Annotated in this window: 5 protein-coding genes; all 5 read right to left on the bottom strand. The window is 55.9% G+C overall.

The genetic code is table 11. The annotated features are described in order from the left end of the window. A partial coding sequence (locus CPBF1521_RS20045) for a TrbL/VirB6 family protein (protein ID WP_115678058.1) occupies nucleotides 1–1050 on the bottom strand: 1050 nt, incomplete at its 3' end. A gap of 25 nt (nucleotides 1051–1075) precedes the next feature. After that, entirely contained in the window at nucleotides 1076–2428 is a 1353-nt protein-coding gene (locus CPBF1521_RS20040; RefSeq protein WP_115678057.1) for a Tle-like phospholipase domain-containing protein, read from the bottom strand. After that, on the bottom strand, nucleotides 2425–3084 hold the full coding sequence (locus tag CPBF1521_RS20035; protein ID WP_115678056.1) for a hypothetical protein: 660 nt from the start codon (nucleotides 3082–3084) through the stop codon (nucleotides 2425–2427). Before CPBF1521_RS20035 ends, CPBF1521_RS20040 begins: the two co-directional genes overlap by 4 nt. Before the next feature lie 889 nt (nucleotides 3085–3973). Beyond that, entirely contained in the window at nucleotides 3974–4504 is a 531-nt protein-coding gene (locus CPBF1521_RS20025) for a DUF4189 domain-containing protein (protein WP_115678055.1), read from the bottom strand. A 56-nt stretch (nucleotides 4505–4560) separates the two neighbouring features. Continuing rightward, the coding region (locus CPBF1521_RS20020; RefSeq protein ID WP_147295479.1) for a TrbL/VirB6 family protein at nucleotides 4561–5253 on the bottom strand (693 nt) is incomplete at its 5' end.

Below are 5253 nucleotides of genomic sequence, written 5' to 3'. Positions count from 1 at the left end.
GCCATTGAACTCGCTGGATTGCCTAGTGCTATCTCTGCCAACTTGCTGCGGCATATACGACCCAGCGGGCTGGCCCTGAGGTCCCGGGGCTGCTGTGTTGTTGAATGCAGTGTAGGACAGGAACGTGCCCATATTGCCCTGCCATAGCGCGGCGGCGATGGTGGGGACGGTGATGATGAGCATGGTCATGATCAGGCCGATGCCGCCCTGCTGCAGGGCCTGGCTGGAGAGGCCTTCGGCACTGGCCAGAGGGATGAACTTGACCACCCAGTAGGCGGCGGCGACCTTGGCGGTGAACTTAAGCACCATGGCCGTCACGACCGACAGCATTGACATTGAGAACAACGTACCGATGACGTAGAACAGCCACTTCTTGAACAGGTCCTTGGTCTGGTCGAAGATCAGCGCCAGGATGAAGATCGGCCCGATGCCGATCAAGAAAGCCATGGTGAACTTGAACAGCAACAACATCGCGCCGGCGGCCATCGGTGGGCTGGCGGTGCCGAAGCCTGCCATCAGCATGGCGCGACCTTTTTTCTCGAGCACTTCCGGCTGGGCCGGATCTACGCGCACCGCATCCAGTGTGGCCATTGCGACCTGCGTGTACGCCAAGTTCTCGTCGATGGCATCGGCGGCAGTGCCCTCATCGCCGGTGAACAGGCGGTGGATTTCCTTGTCCAGGTTCTGGGTCATGGTCTGGTGCAGCATGGCGCCGTTGACCCCGAGGGCCGAGGCAATGCTGATGATGACCGCGACCTTGGCGGCTTTGACCATGGTGGCCATCGCACTCTCGCGCGACTGCCCGGTGGCGATGCGGTAACCCAGAATCAGGATCCACAGCGTGGTCACTGTCAGCGCGATCGTGCTGACCCACTTCATGGCCCGTTTCATCAGTTCAAGGCCGAGATCCTGGATTTCCCGGTTGAAGTAATCGTTGACCAGTTTGAAGAAGACGAAGTCGCCGAGCGTGGCGTCCACCAGGGGCTGCAACCAGCGCGTCCCACGCGGCGCGCACCGAGCTGCCGTAACAGTCGGCAACTGGGCAGTCATCGGTGTGATCCGCTCGATCATGGCCTTACATTACACGTGCAGGCGATTGCTGAGTCATGTCCGCCTGCGATCGCTGCGCGTCCAGTGCGCGCGAGTTTTGCAGGCTCTCCTGCAGCGGCGGCACGTCAGCCGACAGGTCCACTTTGGCCCGGAATCCCGGCGTGTTGCCGATGATCCAGGCATTGCCGTCCTGCACGGTGACGCTACGCAGCTGGCCGACGTCGAGGATGCCAGCGCGTTTGGCCTCGACGGTGGCGTACATGGCCTCTGCCGGCGAAGTGCCGGCGGGGAGCTTGCTGTGGATGGCTTGGTAAAGAGGATCGTTGGGTATCGATGCGGGCGTGGGCTCAACGCAGCGCTCAGGCGACCTGCCTAACAGCATCTTCCAACCTGGCGGGAAATACATCGGTGCGTGCTCGGTTTGCATCCGCTCTTGCAGCTCCTTCCAACGCGCCGCTGCTATCTCCGTATGTCCGGCGCCCGGTGCCAGCGTGCCGCGCATGTAATTAATGCCATCGGCCAGAGTCATCGCCTGCATGCTACGTGCACCGAGAGTGGCGCCAAGTCGCATCGACCCAACATCGTCGCGATACTTGTCGATCAAAGGTGCATATTGCTGGGCCAACTGCTGCGCTTCGGGGTGTTCTAGTACCGATCGATCCGGCTTGCCATCACCATCGACCGGCAGGAAATTGTGGATGCGGTGCGATTCGCCGAGCGGAATGGCCACAAGAGGATTACGCGCGTCCAGCACGCTGCGGGTGTTGTTGTAACCGGCCTGTTCCAGCAAAGCGATCTCCTGCGGCGTGGCATAGAGCTTCACTTGGCCGTAATGTCTGCTGGCGGCACTGACCGCATCGCCGGCCATCACGTGATTGATGACATCGGTGCCGCCTTCGGGAATGCGCCGGTCCAAGCTGACCGCGCCGTAGGCGTTGAAAGTCTCGCCCTTGATGCCGAAGTGGTGTGCGCTCACCTGCGCAAGGTTGCCGCCGAGGGAGTGGCCAGTAACGGTGACTACCGGTGTACGCCCGTCACGCTTGCCTCGCCGCTCAGCTATCTCCATTGCATGTCGGGTGAGTTCAATTGCATCAGCAGCTTGGTTATTGTGACGAGTTGCAACCATGCCACCATCTGCGTAGGCGCCATCTTGTTTGGGTTGACGATCAAATTCGGTGCCGCGATGGGCGACGACAATTTCACCTGTATCTATCCGCTGATAGATGGTTCCCTGATAGCCGGACGGAGTATCAACGTATTCGAGCCGCTTATAGGGAACGCCGCCGATATTTGCGGTTCGACTATTTTCGCCCGTTTCATCTGGCTTTTTATAAACATCACTTGCCAGCGCAGCATATTGTTGTGCGGTCAGAGTCATAGTGCGTCCTTTCTGGCTATCAAAGTCACTTTGAACAACTGCTTGCGCAAATCTTCCTTGAATTGACTTGGGTCTGAGTGGCCGGAGTCGGGGTAGTCGCTCATCTCATCTTCGGGATACCCACCTGACCAGAAATAGGTCGTAGCCGGAATGCCGCTCCATAATTTATCTTTGTATAAACCTGGCTGAAACCTGGTTTCTTCGTGTCTCCCGGTAGCCTTTAACGAAACATCTATGCTAGTGAGTTCCCATCGGCAGACTCCCTTGGCATAGTAGTCTGCATCAATCATGCCATCGGCATAGATCGTCGCGACGTAAATGGAGGCATCGCGCTTCTCAAAGTGAATGGGGATGCCATCTTCATCAGGCTTGTTCCACACCCCGGCAATGGGCTCAATTGGAGTACATTGCTTGTGGTTAGTCATCTGGTAGAAGGCCGTGCCTGAGATCCACTCAAACGGCCCCGGCGCATCCTCGATGGTCATCGTTATTCGGTACGCTTGCGTCGGATTCGGATTCTTGCGATAGACAGGTTCGCCGTCGACGGGCGTCGCGTCGGTTTCGTGTTTCTCAGAAGCAGCGTTCATGGGATTGCACCCTGCCAGGAACGTGAGGAAAAGGTAGCCCAAAATCTTGATCTTCAGATAGCTGTTCATGTCACCATTGTGCACCGTGCAGACCGCTCGGCAACGGTGATCCCATCACCCAGCTGACGAGCACTACGGTTGATGTTAGGGCTGCGCAATACCCTGCAATGTGTAGGAAGCCGAAAATCAGCCCGAACTCCGGGAGTTGCATCACTAGATGGCATCGCCAAGGGGTGCATGCCGCGCCAACGGTTAATAGGAGCATCAACGCGTTGTTGAAACTTGTATTGTGCAACTGTCGTAATTCCGCAGTCTGTTTATCCTGATTTGCGAAGGTTTTGTGCAATCTACGCCGTCAGCAGTAGTGCAACGGCAATATGCATCGCCGCCCCCCACTCTGGCTCCAGAGTGTGCGAGCACAAGAAAGTGGGTAAACGTTGTGCGTGAGCTAAGGCAAGAAGGCTGGCAGTGAGCGTGAGCGTTAAGACAACGACGATTGGGAGATTGCGCAGGCTCTCGGCTGACCGATACCAAATCAGCATTATGGAGGAAGAGTGTTCTACCACTGCATCGCTCCTATGAAGTGCGAGTTATCTGCTGCGCGGCACCTAAAGCATCCTGCGGCACAACCACGGTGGCATGCGATAAGGCGACCCGTGCAAAAATCTATGCGAATGCTGCATTGAATAAAGTAGGGTTTTGTGAAGCTAGGGGCAGCCAATAACCAGTCGGAGCATAAAGACGCAGAGCGTAAACGGATCATTGTTGTAGCAAGAAATGATCTCATGGTGACCGCCGGTCTATGCTGGAGACTGGGGCGTTAAGGCCCGCAGTAATGGATTTATAATTAATCTAAAGTTCTTTGGGGTCGCCTACTATCAACTCCTTTAGATTGTAATCCTTGCTTCGAAATCAGAAAGATGGCGTCGGTTTGCTTGATAAATTTAGTGTGATATAGCTAATATTTTTTAAAGACCGGTTCTGAGCATTCCTGATAAATAACCTTGCACTGCATGCCAGGATTCCTTTTTTCGCACTGATGTAAAGCATCTTCGGATGCTTTTGCTTTAGTTGATCTTCCTATAAATTGAACTAACCCATCAGGATTTGGTTTTCCATCAAGTTGTGGTTCACCTATAGCGGCACATTGGTTCTGATAAGTTAGCGTGACACGGCAGTTGTTTGCCCCAAGCTTTGCGCAACGTTCTAAAGACTGTTGTTTGGCTTCTGACTCTGATAACGCCCCTGTCGGCACTCCATAATAGGGAGTGGAATCAATAGTGCCAAGAGCAATCGCTCCCCAAGTTTTAATCCACTTACCAAGCGGGCGTGGTTCCTGAGGCATGGCGGAGCCTGATTGCGGCATAGGTGCGCAAGCGACGGCTCCTTGGCCGCCAATTGGATACTGCCCAGGAGGACAGTTTCCTTCGGCGGCAGCATGGCCACAAAAAGCACAAATGAACGACCCAAGTAGCGTAATTTTCAGCATTTCTCTCTCAGGAAATTAAAACGCCATTGCATATCAAAAAACAGTCAGTTCACGTATCAGCCCAAGCGGCCGCTATCCCGTTGAGTGGCGATTCCTCGCGTCCCTACTTGGGGATTTTCGGGGCTAGAATGTGGAGGGCCAGAAACCCGTCCTGAAGACAAACTTGACGGGCTCGCCTCAGAACCTATTTGGTTGTTGTTTGCTTCAATACGGGATGGCATATACGACCCAGCCGGCTGTCCCTGCGGTCCAGGGCTTGCTGCAGTCCCAAACGCCGAGTAGGCCATGAACGCGCCCATATTGCCCTGCCATAGCGCCGCGGCGATGGTGGGGACGGTGATGATGAGCATGGTCATGATCAGGCCGATGCCGCCCTGCTGCAGGGCCTGGCTGGAGAGGCCTTCGGCACTGGCCAGAGGGATGAACTTGACCACCCAGTAGGCGGCGGCGACCTTGGCGGTGAACTTAAGCACCATGGCCGTCACGACCGACAGCATTGACATTGAGAACAACGTACCGATGACGTAGAACAGCCACTTCTTGAACAGGTCCTTGGTCTGGTCGAAGATCAGCGCCAGGATGAAGATCGGCCCGATGCCGATCAAGAAAGCCATGGTGAACTTGAACAGCAACAACATCGCGCCGGCGGCCATCGGTGGGCTGGCGGTGCCGAAGCCTGCCATCAGCATGGCGCGACCTTTTTTCTCGAGCACTTCCGGCTGGGCCGGATCTACGCGCACCGCATCCAG

The organism is Xanthomonas euroxanthea (genome assembly GCF_900476395.1).
GTDB lineage: Bacteria > Pseudomonadota > Gammaproteobacteria > Xanthomonadales > Xanthomonadaceae > Xanthomonas > Xanthomonas euroxanthea.
Note: the sequence above shows the minus strand (reverse complement) of the source record. Positions and strands in the feature narration are given on the sequence as shown.